This is a genomic window from Planktothrix serta PCC 8927, assembly GCF_900010725.2.
Taxonomy (GTDB): Bacteria; Cyanobacteriota; Cyanobacteriia; order Cyanobacteriales; family Microcoleaceae; genus Planktothrix; species Planktothrix serta.
In genome coordinates, this window is sequence record NZ_LR734863.1 from 81,992 (window position 1) to 94,733 (window position 12,742).

The window sequence follows — 12,742 nt, forward strand, 5'->3', positions numbered from 1 at the left end:
CAACTATTAGAACTCCCTGGCGTGGCCCGGAAAACCGCTAATGTGGTATTAGCTCATGGCTACGGCTTGAATATGGGGGTAACGGTGGATACCCATGTTAAACGCCTGAGTCAACGGCTAGGACTGACAACCCACACTGACCCCATTCGCATTGAACGGGATTTGATGGCCCTAATTCCGCAAGCGGACTGGGAAAACTGGTCAATTCGCTTAATTTATCTGGGTCGCGCCGTCTGTACAGCCAGGAGTCCAGTGTGTTATAATTGTGAATTGTCTGATTTATGCCCATCTGCTCAAGGGGCAACCGTCCCCAGCGCAGAAAAATGTCTAAGCTAAAGCATAGATAATCATTTAAAAGGAGAACAGCCTTAATATGGCTAAAAAAAGCATGATTGAGCGCGATAAAAAGCGCAAAAAATTAGTCGCAAAATATGCTGAAAAACGCGCTGAACTAAAAGACCAGTTTGAGCAAGCAGGGTCTCAACTGGAAAAAATGGAAATTCACCGCAAAATTCAACAATTACCCCGTAATAGTTCTAAAACCCGGGTCAGAAACCGTTGCTGGTTAACCGGACGCCCCAGAGGCTATTATCGGGATTTTGGATTATCTCGCAACGTCATCCGGGAAATGGCGCACCAAGGGTTATTACCGGGTGTTGTCAAGTCCAGTTGGTAACAGATTGTTGCTATCCCTCATCTGTTGTAGGGGCGATGCGTGCTTTATTGGTGTCAACTTAACTCACGTTAGCCCTGAAATCAATTTCGGGCTGTAGAGACTAAGCATGGCTAGTCTCTACGTCATCTAAAGATGACTCAAAACTTCTCTTTCTTAACCCGTTTTAACGGGTTTGAGCTTTTAGCCCGAACTTTAGTTAGCCCTGAAATCAATTTCGGGCTAAGAGCGATCGGCATCTAAAGATGACTCAAAACTTCTCTTTCTTAACCCGTTTTAACGGGTTTGAGCTTTNGTTTGGTGTGGAAATGCCCACACCGATTTTAACGGCCTTAGCGCCAGCAGAAGCATTAATTCCAACGGTTATCGAGGCTTTGGCGACGGCGGCTTGTGGTTGTTTTGGGGGAGAATGGGTGATACAACCCCTCTCGGATAGGGAATTAGAGACAATTGAACAACAGTATTTAACCCATTGGCAAGTTAGCTAGGGGGTGTTTTCTGTTAAGATCAACAATAACAAACACATCTGAGTTAAAGATTAAAAAAAGATGGATACAAAAGCATTTAGACGTTCATTGCAACAGTCAGAAACCTATCATCGGAAAGGCTTTGGTCATGAAGAAGAAGTGGCAAATGTCATGCAATCTGCCTATCAAAGTTCTTTGATTCAACAAATTCGAGACAATAACTATATTATTAAACGAGGTAATGTTACCATTAAAATGGCTCAATCTTTTGGGTTTTGTTGGGGTGTAGAGCGGGCGGTGGCAATGGCTTATGAAACTCGCCAACATTTCCCGACAGAAACGATTTGGATTACCAATGAAATTATTCATAATCCTTCTGTAAATCAACATTTACAGAATATGAATGTTGAGTTTATTCCGGTTGAAAATGGGAATAAGGATTTTTCTGTTGTTAATTCTGGGGATGTGGTCATTTTACCCGCTTTTGGGGCAAGTGTTCAAGAAATGCAAACCCTGAATGAAAAAGGCTGTAAAATTGTTGATACAACTTGCCCTTGGGTTTCTAAAGTTTGGAATACCGTTGAGAAACATAAAAAAAGAGATTATACCTCTATTATTCATGGCAAATATAACCATGAAGAAACCGTTGCTACCAGTTCTTTTGCCGATAAATATTTAATCGTTTTGAATTATCGAGAAGCAGAATATGTCTCTAATTATATTCTCAATGGGGGCAACCGCGAGGAATTTTTAGCAAAATTTAGTCGGGCGCATTCACAGGGTTTTGATCCGGATCAAGATTTAGAACTAATTGGTATTGCTAACCAAACCACAATGTTAAAAAGTGAAACCGAACAAATCGGAAAACTTTTAGAGCATACGATGATGAAAAAATATGGGCCGGATCAATTAAATCAGCATTTCCAAAGTTTTAATACCATCTGTGATGCTACCCAAGAACGCCAAGATGCGATGATTAATATATTAGATGAACCCTTGGATTTAATGGTAGTCATCGGCGGGTTTAATTCTTCTAATACTACGCATTTACAGGAAATGTCTGTAGAAAAAGGGATTCTGTCTTATCATATTGATTGCGCTGAACGGATTTTTATTGATAACCGCATTGAACATAAACCGTTAGGAAAGTCTTTAGAAATTCACGAAAACTGGCTTCCTGATGGTGAAATTGTTGTAGGAATTACTTCCGGTGCTTCAACTCCTGATAAAGTCGTTGAAGAAGTGATTGAAAAGATTTTTGCCCAAAACCTTTCCACTGTTCAGGGTTAAAGATTAACCCTAGTAGTTCTTGCGTAAATTTCTCGTTTTTCTAGTTGCTAGGTTCTACCTAGCAATACCCAAGTGTAGGCTCTGTTTACTATTAAATGGAGGCAGAGCCCTCAATAATTGTATTTCCTGGTAGAATGATTCTACCAGGAAATGCTATTTATGGAGATACACTAAGAATAGTATAATTTTATATGAAATCCTTTAATGTTTGCTACAAATACTTGATCGGGTGGGTAATAACTTTTTTCTATTCCCTCCTATTCCCTATTCCCTCCTATTCCCTATTCCCTCCTATTCCCTGTTCCCTCCTATTCCCTATTCCCTATTCCCTATTCCCTGTTCCCTGTTCCCTGTTCCCTGTTCCCTGTTCCCTTGCCATCTGTAGCACTAATTTAAGGATTTCATATTACAATGATTCTGATTTAAAATATTATGTCTGAATTTCCTATTTCTATTGATTTATCAGTGGGTTCGAGTGCATCAATTGTTGAGGATTTAAGATCTTTTTTGTCTCAATTGGATGAGGAGCAAGTTAGGAAAGCGATCGCTGAAATTCTGATTCTATTTCAGCAAAAACCGGGATTAGGTGCGGTGGTTTATCAGAAATTAGCGACTTATTATTATCAACAAAATCAAGTGGATTTAGCCATTGATTTGTATCAGTATTCTATTCAATTAAATTCTGAATTTGAACTGGCTTATTATGAATTAGGAAATATTTTTGCTCAACTTAAATACTGGGATAAAGCGATAAATACTTATGAAAAAATCTTAGAATTTAAACCGAATGCTGGTTATATTTATGAAAGAATTGCAGAGGTTTATTATCAACAAGAAAACTGGGATCTAGCTCGATATTATTATAACAATGCTGTTAAATTTAAACCCAATCTCTGGTTGTCATTTTACAAACTGGGTGAAATTTATGGTCGTCAGCACGATTGGTTAGAAGCGATCGCCACTTACCAAGCTTCAATTTACCATAAATCGGACTTTCCTTGGTCATATTTCCGCTTAGGGGAATGTTTCGCCGCTTTGGAAAATTGGCAAGAATCTGCCCGAAGTTATGAAAAAGCGATTGAATTATTACCGGATTTTTATTGGGTTTATCAAGCATTAGGTCAAGTTTATTTAAAATTAGAAGCCTGGGAGAAAGCTGTTAAGCTTTATCAGCGTGCGAGTCAATTAGAATCGGATTATTATTGTTGTTATAAAGATTTGGGTTATGCTTACCTGAGATTAGGAGAATGGGAACAAGCGTTAGATAATTATAATAAAGCCGTTGAACTAAAGATAGAACTTTCTTTTCAAGATCAACAATGGATAGACATTTTAACTCAACTCCAAGAGCATCCGATTGAATTTGTTAATAATATCAATAATCCCAAAACTATTAAAGTATTTCTTCCCTTTCCAATTAGTTCAGCATTATTTAGTCCTGATAGTTATTTCGTGATCGAACAACTACAACAAAATCATATTGAATTTACCCGTAACCCAGAACAGGCTGATTTAATTATTGCTGAAAAATTGCAGGTTTTAGAATTTTTTAGCTATCAATATAAACATCATAAAAAATATCTTTTATATACGGAAGAACCTCGTTTTGATATCAATTTTTCTAAAGTTATATCTTTAAATAAAATCAATATTTATATTATGAATATCTATACTCAGGATGTTTTTATTAATAACTATTGTTATTGTATTTGGCATCACAGAATTGAAGCAGTTAATCAATCTTTACCTCAGCTAAAAGCAATTCATTTTAATCGAAAAAAACAGAAAAAGATTGTGACATTAATTACTAAAAAAATGAATTCTAGTTTATTAAGAGACGGAGAGAATATTGATTTGAATGCGTTACGCTGTGAAATCGCCTTAACAGGGTATTATTTAGGAAAAGTTGACATTTATGGTCAAGGTTGGGGGGAAAGAGTATCTTTAGAAGATTCCAGAGAGGGAGATTGGACAATGAGAAAATTTGAAATTTTGCAGGATTATCATTTTAATTTGTGTTTGGAGAATACTATTGCTCCTTATTATTGTACGGAGAAAATTTGGGATGCGATTATTGCTGGATGTTTACCGATTTATTATGGGGGTAAACATTCAACCATTTATGAAGACTTCCCTCCGAATAGCTTTATTGATTATTGTCAGTTTGACAGTCCAGTCGAGTTATTTAACTATATTGATCTGATGGAATTCTCGGAATATGAACAACGGATGAATTTATGTATTGATACGTTTAATAAAATGAGTAAAATCATGAAAGATAATCAATATTTTGTCGGAAAACGTACAGAACAGTTAATTAAAAAAATCAGTACGATTTTTGACTAAAATTTTATAGAATTATATAAAAATAGCTGAAGGAGTTTATTCATGGATAATCATTCTGAATCTCTCGTTGAAACTTATATATAGCAGTCCTAAATAGGTTGTAATATTTTATCGTAGGGGTGGCGTCCCTCCCAACCCAGGCATAAAGAGGGTTGGGAGACCCAACCCCTACAGAACTTTTTCATAAATCATTTAGGATTGCTATATTCCGAAACGGGCGGATAATTTAGCCCAAAAAATTAGAAGTATTGTCTTTGAAAACCGGGCTATAACTAAAACAATGCCAAAGCAGTTAAGGTGACTAAGCAACTAAATTGAATTCCTAAGCTGAATAGCCGAAAGGTGGGATTTAAACCCGCAATGTGAATCAATGAATGTAGCAGACGAAATCCGATATACACAACAATTAGCACATCTACCGTTGTTCCAGAAATACCGCGAACAGTTAGAAGAAAAACCACTCCCAGATACAAAGGATTGATTTCAGTTCTCTATAGTGCTATCAATGGGTGAATTTCTTCATTTAGACAGACCTAAACCTGAGCATAACTTCAATCTTTTGACAGAAACCTAATATCAGTTTTCCCCGTTAAGCTAAGGGAATGATTGTTAAAAATAATGGAGGCTAAGACCGCCATGAAACCGATTAAAAATTTATCAAAAAATGGTTTTGAACTTTTATTAGGAGCCTCAACTTTACTGCTTACTTATCCTTTGGCAGTTGGGGCTGTTCCTGTACCCATTAGGACAAGTGTTTGTTCAGAATATACAGGAGATAATAACGCTACAGAATGTGTACAAGGGTTTAATCAGGGTTATCAACAAGGATTACAACAAATTCAAAATTCTAACCCCAATAATCCTAACACTAATCCTTCTAATCCTATCCCCAACCCTAGTGGAGTAAACGTCAGTATTCCCGGTACAAGTTCTGAATATAGAACGGGCTATACCTCTGGTTATAGAGTGGGTATTCAGGAGGGTTATCAAAACAACTTATCTCCCACTCAAAACAGCTTTTAAACCCTAGGAATACCTTTTGAAATCAGGCGATGAGATTGATCACCTCTTGAACTAAACTCATGGTCTTAAAACCCTAGTTTCTTCGTGAAGCCAGGGTTTTGTTCCATTAATAAAAGATTCCTGGTGAGATGATCCCATCACTTTTGGACAGGTCAATCTCTACAGACTTTATTAGTCCATCCATACCAGCTATTCTGTCTTCAGGGCGAACGATGGGACTCGAACCCACGAATGGAGGTACCACAAACCTCTGCCTTAACCACTTGGCTACGCTCGCCGTACATTTTATTAATTTAGCACAGGATCAGAAAAATGACTAGAGGTTTTGAAAAAAAAATTTGATTTGCTGATCCTAAGCTATGTGAAGGCGATATCAACAGGTTTCCGGGTCAGATAAAACTTCCAATAGGGCATAACGAGCGATCGCTAAACAAGTTCTAGCTTGCTCAATTTCGGATAACTCAGACCAACTCATCGATTCCCCTGTCGCCCCACTCAATTCTACCCCATCGGGTTCTGCTCCTCGCATCGCATAAGCAAAAGGACGAGCTAAGACCTGTAAATCTTCCTCTGACCATTGAGGTAATAGTTCTTGAACACAGTGGACTAATTGATCTCCCAGCGACAAACTCCGCAACGAGACTTGTTTTGTTATCCGAGTTGCCACTTGTGCCAAATGATTTAACAACTCATCAGGTATTTGTTCTGCAAAGCGTTGTAATAAGGAAGTTTGCAAAGGGGTTGCTGACCAAAGCTGATCCATTTGACTCATAAATTGTTGAGATCGTTCTATGAGTTCAGTTTCGGTAAACGCCTCTACAACAGAATTGGTCGCTTCTGCTTGTAAAAAATAAGCTTCAGCCTCTGGTGTATAGGGATTCCAAGGATATAGCGGATCATTCGGAAACAAGATCTTGAGTAAATCCCATTCCGCTTGAATTTCGAGGTTTTGAGTATCGTCATTCATAATAAGAGCCTTGAGAGGAGGTTGACAGGTTAGGTTATAGGAATATCAAAATTTGTACTAAAAATACTGTTTATGAAAATATCCGTTAGGTTAGCCTCAGTTTGACAATAGAGAAAGAGCAAGTCGGAGTTGAATCCTAGGGATAGAAGTCCTACCGCGATCGCCGATTCATCTTAAACGGCTTCTCCCTCATTAATTGAGACTGAATGCTACACCTGCCTCCCCTAGCTACAGTGGCACTGAGAAAGATTCCGTAAGCCATCAAGAATCCCTAAAACAGCACAACCCAACGTTTGTCCCTAACGAATACAGATAACATCCTTATCAAAAATGGGAGCAAGAAGACCCGCACCTTTATGGAACGTTGGTGTCGGGATGAATTGCGGGACATAAAAAAAACAATATATTCCGCTTAACTCGGACGCTCTTGCTCTTGAATATAAGACTTCAGTTTTTCAATCGTTACCTCTATCAAAGTTAGTATATTATTTTAGTATAAAGTCGATCACGGTTAGTTTCATGTTCACCGCTTTAAAAGTTCGGTTATATCCTACAGAACAGCAGCGCACCCAACTCGCTAAAGAGTTTGGTTGCGCTCGTTTTGTTTATAATCACTTTTTAGCAGAGTGGAACAACACCTACCAAGAAACGGGTAAAGGATTGAGTTACGCTAAGTGTGCCAATCAATTACCTAGACTTAAACAGGAGAAACCTTGGTTAACCGAAGTCGGTAGTCAAGTTCTCCAGCATTCTCTAAAGAACCTGGAAGCAGCGTTTAAAAACTTCTTCAAAGGAATTGGACGAGCCCCAAGATTCAAATCAAAACATCGTCAACAATCAGTTACTTATCCTCAAGGATTTAAGTTAAATCAATCAACAATCAAATTTCCCAAGCTAGGTGAAATTAAAGCTAAATTTCATCGACCCATCAAAGGAAATGTGAAAGCAATTACTGTTTCTATGACCCCTAGTAGGCAGTATTTTGCGTCCCTAAGAATTGAGGTAGACAGAGAATATCCAGAAGCCTTAACCCAAGGAAAGGTAATTGGGATTGATTTAGGGTTAGACTCACTGATTGTAACTTCCGATGGAGAAAAAATTAAACCCCCCAAATTCTATCGAAAATATGAGCGGAAGCTTGCTAAATATCAAAAGCGTTTGTCTCGGAAACAAAAAGGTAGCCAAAATCGGATAAAAGCCCGAATTAAAGTTGCTAAAGTTCACAATAAAATTGCGAATTGCCGATCAGATTCTCATCATAAACTTTCCCGCAAGTTAGTAGACAAAAACCAAGTCATTGTGTTTGAGAATCTAAATATTAAGGGCATGAGTAAAAATCATTGCTTGGCTAAATCGGTGAATGATGCCGCTTGGGGAATGTTACAAACATTAACTGAGTATAAAGCAAAAGAACAAGGTAAGGTTGTTGTGTTTGTAGGGACATCTGGTTTCCTAGTTCTAAAACTTGTAATCATTGTGGGTATAAAATCAAGTCTATGCCCTTACAAGTCAGAACTTGGGAATGTCCAAAATGCGGAATGCTGCATGATCGGGATATCAATGCAGCGAAAAATTTGCGGGACTATTTTTTAGCGTCAGGGAGTGGCGTTTTAGCCTCTGGAGATGAAGTAAGACCAATCCTAAACCCTGTTTTAGGGGAGGCTTTTGTCAATGAAGGAGGAAGCCCACGCCACTGATTGAAACGTTGGCAGTGGTACTTCACTGATACTGTCTTAACAGCCAACCGTCAACTATCAACGCCAGATATTAGAATAGTTAGAACCGCTCAATTGTCGTTTTACAGGACTTATTCATGTCAGTATTGGCAGCGATCGCAGTTCTTGCAGTGTTAATTGTCGTTCATGAACTGGGACATTTTTTAGCCGCGCGTCTCCAAAATATTCATGTTAATCGCTTTTCCATTGGCTTCGGCCCGATATTGTGGAAATATCAAGGCTCAGAAACGGAGTATGCTGTTCGAGGTCTGCCATTAGGAGGATATGTAGGATTTCCCGATGAAGATCCTGATAGCACTATTCCTAAAGATGACCCGAATTTACTCAGTAATCGTCCCGTTTTAGATCGAGCAATTGTGATTAGTGCGGGAGTGATTGCCAATTTAATTTTTGCCTACTTTCTTTTAGTGGCTCAAATTGGGATTGTTGGGGTTCCTAGTTTTAATTATGAACCTGGGGTGAAAGTAGCAGAAGTAACTCAAAATGTGAGTTCTGCTGCTAACCGAGCCGGAATGGAATCGAAAGATATTATTTTGGCAGTGGATGGTAAGGAATTAGGGGCTTCTGAAACTGCAATTAAAACCTTAATTGAAGTGATTAAAACTAATCCGAATCAACCCTTATCCATGCAGCTTAAACGACAGGATCAAATTGTATCCGTTAAGGTAGTTCCTGAACTCGGAAATGATGGTAAAGGTCGGATTGGAGTACAATTAACTGCGAATGGAACCATTATCCGTAATCGAGCCGCCAACCCAATTCAGGCATTTACCGAAGGAGCAACGGAATTTCAACGGATTATTAACTTAACCTTCGCCGGTTTTGGGCAACTGATTAGTCGATTTAGTGAAACTGCCGAACAGTTATCGGGGCCGATTGGAATTGTCGCAATTGGCGCGGATATTGCCCGTTCTGATGCTAGAAATTTGTTTCAATTTGCGGCGTTAATTAGTATTAACTTAGCCTTCATTAATATTCTGCCCCTTCCGGCTTTAGATGGCGGTCAATTAGCCTTTTTATTAATTGAAGCTATTCGGGGTAAACCCTTACCGGATAAAGTTCAAGAAAGTGTGATGCAAACCGGGTTAATGCTGTTGTTAGGTTTAGGGGTTTTCTTGATTATTCGAGATACCGTTAATTTAACGGATTTAAGTTGGGTGCGATCGCTCTTTCAACAGTAAATAATTAACATGATCACTCAGAAAAATCGGGGTACAAAACAACGAGCTTTAGAGATTTTATTGCGACTCAAACGCCTGTATCCTGATGCAACTTGCAGTTTGAATTATGAAACTCCGGTGCAATTATTAGTGGCAACAATTTTATCGGCCCAATGTACCGATGAACGAGTTAATCAAGTCACTCCCGCCCTATTTGCTCGCTTTCCTGATGCGGAAAGTTTAAGGAAAGCCGAGATTACAGAACTAGAAACCTTAGTGCGGTCAACGGGGTTCTATCGCAACAAAGCTCGCCATATTAAAGCCTCCTGTGAACTGCTGGCGGAAAAATATGGAGGACAACCGCCAAAGTTGATGGAGCAACTATTAGAACTCCCTGGCGTGGCCCGGAAAACCGCTAATGTGGTATTAGCTCATGGCTACGGCTTGAATATGGGGGTAACGGTGGATACCCATGTTAAACGCCTGAGTCAACGGCTAGGACTGACAACCCACACTGACCCCATTCGCATTGAACGGGATTTGATGGCCCTAATTCCGCAAGCGGACTGGGAAAACTGGTCAATTCGCTTAATTTATCTGGGTCGCGCCGTCTGTACAGCCAGGAGTCCAGTGTGTTATAATTGTGAATTGTCTGATTTATGCCCATCTGCTCAAGGGGCAACCGTCCCCAGCGCAGAAAAATGTCTAAGCTAAAGCATAGATAATCATTTAAAAGGAGAACAGCCTTAATATGGCTAAAAAAAGCATGATTGAGCGCGATAAAAAGCGCAAAAAATTAGTCGCAAAATATGCTGAAAAACGCGCTGAACTAAAAGACCAGTTTGAGCAAGCAGGGTCTCAACTGGAAAAAATGGAAATTCACCGCAAAATTCAACAATTACCCCGTAATAGTTCTAAAACCCGGGTCAGAAACCGTTGCTGGTTAACCGGACGCCCCAGAGGCTATTATCGGGATTTTGGATTATCTCGCAACGTCATCCGGGAAATGGCGCACCAAGGGTTATTACCGGGTGTTGTCAAGTCCAGTTGGTAACAGATTGTTGCTATCCCTCATCTGTTGTAGGGGCGATGCGTGCTTTATTGGTGTCAACTTAACTCACGTTAGCCCTGAAATCAATTTCGGGCTGTAGAGACTAAGCATGGCTAGTCTCTACGTCATCTAAAGATGACTCAAAACTTCTCTTTCTTAACCCGTTTTAACGGGTTTGAGCTTTTAGCCCGAACTTTAGTTCAGGGCTTTTGGGGTTAAGTTGACACGGATGTGCGTGCATTATCCCTACAAGGGTTTGTGGGTAAATTTTTCTCGTCCACAACAGCGTTCAATTCCTAAGCTATCTAATAATAAATCGCTGACCGCATTGGCGATCGCAAATCCCCCAAAAAAGCTTTTAGAAAAATCAAAAGATTCCATTTCTGTGACAATGGCAATTACTAACGAGCCGACATCATTTTCTCCTTCCAAGCGCTGACGAATATAAATTTGGGCGGCGCGTTGAGCAATGGTTTCATTCACTGCTTCTGGGATAAATTGTTCATCTAACCAGGTGTGCAGGGTTTGTTTTAACCATTCTCCTTCCTGTTCTAGATTCTGACTTGGGGGTAAAGTAATTGCTGCGATCGGTTCATTCATAAGCGGTTGGTTGTTGAGGTGTTGGCTGTTGACGGTTGACGGTAAAACCGAATTATTCTAATCTTGAACTAGGGTAATAACGGGAGAGTCTTTTCCGGCGTATTCTTCTGATATTTTAGCTTTCACTAATTCGGCAAATAATCGATTAATTGAAGACTCAATAGAATTAGCTTCTCGTTTAAAACAAACTTGAAAACTTTTGGCTTTATCATAAGTTTTCGTTGCTTTTTTATAAGTTTTTTGGGTCTTGGCTTCCACAAACACAGAAGGATTAGGGCGTTTATACCAATATAATTGATAAGAATAGGTGGAATCATTTCCTTTGAATTTAAGAATATCTTCCCCATGTCCGGGAATACTGAGATAATAGAATTCTCCTCTTTGATACACTTGGAGATATCCCCAGGTTTTCTCAGTTTTGTTGAGCAGTTTAGTTAAGGTACTTTCCAAGATGAAGGATGAGTTAAGGTTTAGCATAGATGAGACAATAACCGTTAATATCTTAATTAAAATCATAGCAAAGTTTGTCACCTATGCAATATGATGTTAGCGCGATTATCCAAGGGTACGCACAAGGCTACTTTTTGATGGCAAATCATGGAGAAGATAGCTTAGGATGGTATTCTAGTCGAGAACGGGCACTGATTCCCCTTGATGAACGATTTCGTTATCCAAGTTCTTTGCAACGGGTTTTGAATCAAAATCGGTTTACGGTTGAGATTAATCGAGATTTTAAGGCTGTTGTCGAAGGTTGTGCAAATCGGGAAGAAACCTGGATATCTTCGGAATTAAAAGGGATTTATCACGCCTTAAATCAAGCGGGATTTGCCTATAGTTTTGAAACTTGGAAGGGGGATGAATTAGCGGGAGGAATCTTAGGAATTGTAATTGGTGGGGCTTTTATTGGGGAATCAATGTTTTTTAGAATTCCTGATGGTTCAAAAGTGGCAATGGTAAAATTAGTAGAGCGATTAATTGAAAAAAAATTTATTTTATTTGATGCTCAAATGGATAATCCCCATTTAGAACGATTTGGCTCTTATATTATTAGTAATCGAGACTACAAAAAACTATTAAAAACAGCAATTATTCAACCCTGTTCTCTGATTAATAGCAGGGAATAGGGAATAGTAAGCAGTGAAATAGTTTCAGGATGATGTCAATTTTACCAAGTGGGATCACTATAAAGATTAATCGTCATTTCTGCTTTTCCTGGGGGTATTGCAGAAATGCAAGCACAGATAAAATTATCTTCATCTATCTCCACTTCACAAGCATGGCAAGACCCCATTAAACACCCCGTAGGAATGATTACACCTGCTCGTTTTGCCACGTCTAATAAAGCTTCTCCCGGCTGGGCTTCAACAGTAACTTTATCAGGTAAAAAATGGATTTTCATAATAACGGTTGACGGTTGAGGGTTGACGGT

Annotated in this window: 15 protein-coding genes, 1 tRNA gene and 1 pseudogene; 11 read left to right on the forward strand and 6 right to left on the reverse strand. The window is 39.1% G+C overall.

The window, feature by feature from the left end; translation table 11 throughout:
- The 4 genes from PL8927_RS08945 to PL8927_RS08965 all read left to right on the forward strand — a co-directional run.
- On the forward strand, positions 1-336 hold a 336-nt coding region (locus PL8927_RS08945), incomplete at its 5' end, for an endonuclease III domain-containing protein (protein WP_407947393.1).
- A gap of 37 nt (positions 337-373) precedes the next feature.
- Positions 374-676, forward strand: a complete 303-nt coding sequence (gene rpsN, locus PL8927_RS08950) for a 30S ribosomal protein S14 (protein ID WP_083619963.1) — start codon at positions 374-376, stop codon at positions 674-676.
- A 545-nt stretch (positions 677-1,221) separates the two neighbouring features.
- Positions 1,222-2,430, forward strand: coding sequence for a 4-hydroxy-3-methylbut-2-enyl diphosphate reductase (locus PL8927_RS08960; protein ID WP_083619969.1), 1,209 nt, complete (start codon positions 1,222-1,224; stop codon positions 2,428-2,430).
- 432 nt (positions 2,431-2,862) lie between these two features.
- A complete protein-coding gene (locus PL8927_RS08965) occupies positions 2,863-4,776 on the forward strand; it encodes a tetratricopeptide repeat protein (RefSeq protein ID WP_083619972.1) in 1,914 nt (637 codons plus the stop codon).
- Between the two features lie 272 nt (positions 4,777-5,048).
- On the opposite strand, the gene PL8927_RS08970 is transcribed toward PL8927_RS08965, so the two are convergent.
- Positions 5,049-5,258 (reverse strand): MAPEG family protein, encoded by a 210-nt coding sequence (locus PL8927_RS08970; protein WP_083619975.1) that lies wholly within the window; start codon positions 5,256-5,258, stop codon positions 5,049-5,051.
- 136 nt (positions 5,259-5,394) lie between these two features.
- Here PL8927_RS08970 and PL8927_RS08975 point away from each other — a divergent pair, with 136 nt between their 5' ends.
- Complete coding sequence (locus tag PL8927_RS08975; RefSeq protein ID WP_156093143.1) at positions 5,395-5,799, forward strand: hypothetical protein; 405 nt, start codon at positions 5,395-5,397, stop codon at positions 5,797-5,799.
- 204 nt (positions 5,800-6,003) lie between these two features.
- Here the strand turns inward: PL8927_RS08975 and PL8927_RS08980 are convergent.
- A tRNA-His gene (locus PL8927_RS08980) sits at positions 6,004-6,076 on the reverse strand.
- Between the two features lie 96 nt (positions 6,077-6,172).
- Positions 6,173-6,766 carry a hypothetical protein gene (locus PL8927_RS08985; RefSeq protein WP_083619981.1) on the reverse strand — a complete coding sequence of 198 codons (594 nt, stop codon included), beginning with the start codon at positions 6,764-6,766 and terminating at the stop codon, positions 6,173-6,175.
- Between the two features lie 519 nt (positions 6,767-7,285).
- Between PL8927_RS08985 and PL8927_RS08990 the strand changes: the two are divergent.
- The 5 genes and pseudogenes from PL8927_RS08990 to rpsN (PL8927_RS09005) form a co-directional block, all read left to right on the forward strand.
- A pseudogene (locus PL8927_RS08990) lies at positions 7,286-8,149 on the forward strand (RNA-guided endonuclease InsQ/TnpB family protein); the annotation flags it as partial.
- A 104-nt stretch (positions 8,150-8,253) separates the two neighbouring features.
- Positions 8,254-8,463 carry a zinc ribbon domain-containing protein gene (locus PL8927_RS28425; protein ID WP_456319737.1) on the forward strand — a complete coding sequence of 70 codons (210 nt, stop codon included), beginning with the start codon at positions 8,254-8,256 and terminating at the stop codon, positions 8,461-8,463.
- 116 nt (positions 8,464-8,579) lie between these two features.
- Positions 8,580-9,683: an RIP metalloprotease RseP gene (rseP, locus tag PL8927_RS08995; RefSeq protein ID WP_083619983.1), complete on the forward strand. Its 1,104-nt coding sequence runs from the start codon at positions 8,580-8,582 to the stop codon at positions 9,681-9,683.
- A 9-nt stretch (positions 9,684-9,692) separates the two neighbouring features.
- Positions 9,693-10,376 carry an endonuclease III gene (gene nth, locus PL8927_RS09000; RefSeq protein WP_083619986.1) on the forward strand — a complete coding sequence of 228 codons (684 nt, stop codon included), beginning with the start codon at positions 9,693-9,695 and terminating at the stop codon, positions 10,374-10,376.
- A 37-nt stretch (positions 10,377-10,413) separates the two neighbouring features.
- Positions 10,414-10,716 (forward strand): 30S ribosomal protein S14, encoded by a 303-nt coding sequence (rpsN, locus tag PL8927_RS09005; RefSeq protein ID WP_083619963.1) that lies wholly within the window; start codon positions 10,414-10,416, stop codon positions 10,714-10,716.
- Positions 10,717-10,959: 243 nt separating this feature from the next.
- Here the strand turns inward: rpsN (PL8927_RS09005) and PL8927_RS09010 are convergent, their stop codons facing one another.
- A complete protein-coding gene (locus PL8927_RS09010) occupies positions 10,960-11,313 on the reverse strand; it encodes a hypothetical protein (RefSeq protein WP_083619988.1) in 354 nt (117 codons plus the stop codon).
- A gap of 57 nt (positions 11,314-11,370) precedes the next feature.
- Positions 11,371-11,829 carry a hypothetical protein gene (locus PL8927_RS09015; RefSeq protein WP_231505961.1) on the reverse strand — a complete coding sequence of 153 codons (459 nt, stop codon included), beginning with the start codon at positions 11,827-11,829 and terminating at the stop codon, positions 11,371-11,373.
- A gap of 17 nt (positions 11,830-11,846) precedes the next feature.
- Here PL8927_RS09015 and aat point away from each other — a divergent pair, with 17 nt between their 5' ends.
- The gene (gene aat, locus PL8927_RS09020; RefSeq protein WP_083619991.1) at positions 11,847-12,437 is read left to right on the forward strand and encodes a leucyl/phenylalanyl-tRNA--protein transferase; all 591 of its coding nucleotides are present in this window, start codon (positions 11,847-11,849) and stop codon (positions 12,435-12,437) included.
- Positions 12,438-12,478: 41 nt separating this feature from the next.
- On the opposite strand, the gene PL8927_RS09025 is transcribed toward aat, so the two are convergent.
- The gene (locus PL8927_RS09025; RefSeq protein ID WP_083619994.1) at positions 12,479-12,712 is read right to left on the reverse strand and encodes a 2Fe-2S iron-sulfur cluster-binding protein; all 234 of its coding nucleotides are present in this window, start codon (positions 12,710-12,712) and stop codon (positions 12,479-12,481) included.
- Between the last annotated feature and the right edge of the window lie 30 nt (positions 12,713-12,742).

Excerpts from the sequence above, each read along its gene's own strand:
- rpsN (WP_083619963.1), top strand. The coding sequence starts at position 374 with ATGGCTAAAAAAAGCATGATTGAGCGCGATAAAAAGCGCAAAAAATTA.
- PL8927_RS08960 (WP_083619969.1), top strand. The coding sequence starts at position 1,222 with ATGGATACAAAAGCATTTAGACGTTCATTGCAACAGTCAGAAACCTAT.
- PL8927_RS08965 (WP_083619972.1), top strand. The coding sequence starts at position 2,863 with ATGTCTGAATTTCCTATTTCTATTGATTTATCAGTGGGTTCGAGTGCA.
- PL8927_RS08975 (WP_156093143.1), top strand. The coding sequence starts at position 5,395 with ATGGAGGCTAAGACCGCCATGAAACCGATTAAAAATTTATCAAAAAAT.
- PL8927_RS08985 (WP_083619981.1), bottom strand. The coding sequence starts at position 6,766 with ATGAATGACGATACTCAAAACCTCGAAATTCAAGCGGAATGGGATTTA.
- rseP (WP_083619983.1), top strand. The coding sequence starts at position 8,580 with ATGTCAGTATTGGCAGCGATCGCAGTTCTTGCAGTGTTAATTGTCGTT.
- nth (WP_083619986.1), top strand. The coding sequence starts at position 9,693 with ATGATCACTCAGAAAAATCGGGGTACAAAACAACGAGCTTTAGAGATT.
- rpsN (WP_083619963.1), top strand. The coding sequence starts at position 10,414 with ATGGCTAAAAAAAGCATGATTGAGCGCGATAAAAAGCGCAAAAAATTA.
- PL8927_RS09010 (WP_083619988.1), bottom strand. The coding sequence starts at position 11,313 with ATGAATGAACCGATCGCAGCAATTACTTTACCCCCAAGTCAGAATCTA.
- PL8927_RS09015 (WP_231505961.1), bottom strand. The coding sequence starts at position 11,829 with ATGATTTTAATTAAGATATTAACGGTTATTGTCTCATCTATGCTAAAC.
- aat (WP_083619991.1), top strand. The coding sequence starts at position 11,847 with ATGCAATATGATGTTAGCGCGATTATCCAAGGGTACGCACAAGGCTAC.
- PL8927_RS09025 (WP_083619994.1), bottom strand. The coding sequence starts at position 12,712 with ATGAAAATCCATTTTTTACCTGATAAAGTTACTGTTGAAGCCCAGCCG.